We start from the raw sequence: 875 nt of genomic DNA on the forward strand, positions 1-875 counted from the left end.
GGCAGGGGAATCGCAGATAAGTTGATTGGCTCTTGCCAAGTAGGAAAAGAGGGATTCTTGAGAGGCTTTCTCGCTACAGAGGAGGCCGCGGTGCCGTTGATTATGTCTATCCTGCGAGAGGTTCGAGATCCGCGCGATATCAATGCGCGGCATAATCTTGCGGAGCTTCTGTTCCTGGCGCTTGCAGCGACGCTGTGCGGTGCCAAAAGCTGTGTGGACATTGCTGAATTCGTGGAGGGGCGGGAAGACGAGCTGAAAGAGATCGTCGACCTGAAGCATGGATGTCCGAGCCACGACACCTTCAGCCGGGTGTTCCGGCTTCTTGATCCGCAGGAATTGTCGAGCGTGCTGAGCGCCTTCATGTCGGCATTGCGGCGCGAACTTGGGCTTGGCTCGCCGCGTGGCGTGGTGGCCATCGACGGCAAGGCGCTCAGGCGCGGCTATGAGAAGGGGCGTGCCTTCATGCCGCCGCTGATGGTCAGTGCCTGGGATGCCGAGACGAGGCTGGCGATTGCGGCAACGCGGGCGCTGGGCTCCGACGAGGTTGGTGCGACGCTGGCGCTGCTGAAGAGCTTGGACCTCAAGGGCTGCACGGTCACCGCCGACGCCCTGCATTGCCGTCCCGACACGGCCGAGGCGTTGATTGCGCAGAAGGCGCATTACGCTCTCGGTCTGAAGGCCAACCGTGGCCGTCTGTTTGCCGCGGCTGAGAAAAACTTTGCCGCGGCAGGCGAGATCGCCTGCTTCGAGACGCGCGATACGGCTCACGGCCGCACTGAAGTGCGCCGAGCCAGCATCTTGCCGCTTGCCAAACTCAAGGATCTGCCCGTGTTCCCCGGCCTCAAGGCCATCGGCCGCATCGAGGCCCTGCGCAC

At 62.6% G+C, this 875-nt stretch carries 1 protein-coding gene; it reads left to right on the plus strand.

All coding sequences use genetic code 11. The features are described 5' to 3' along the window. Positions 1 to 90: 90 nt before the first annotated feature. Positions 91 to 875: ISAs1 family transposase (locus tag JQK88_RS35490; RefSeq protein ID WP_203281235.1), on the plus strand; the 785-nt coding region annotated here is incomplete at its 3' end.

It is taken from the genome of Mesorhizobium caraganae, from assembly GCF_016836705.1.
GTDB lineage: Bacteria > Pseudomonadota > Alphaproteobacteria > Rhizobiales > Rhizobiaceae > Mesorhizobium > Mesorhizobium caraganae.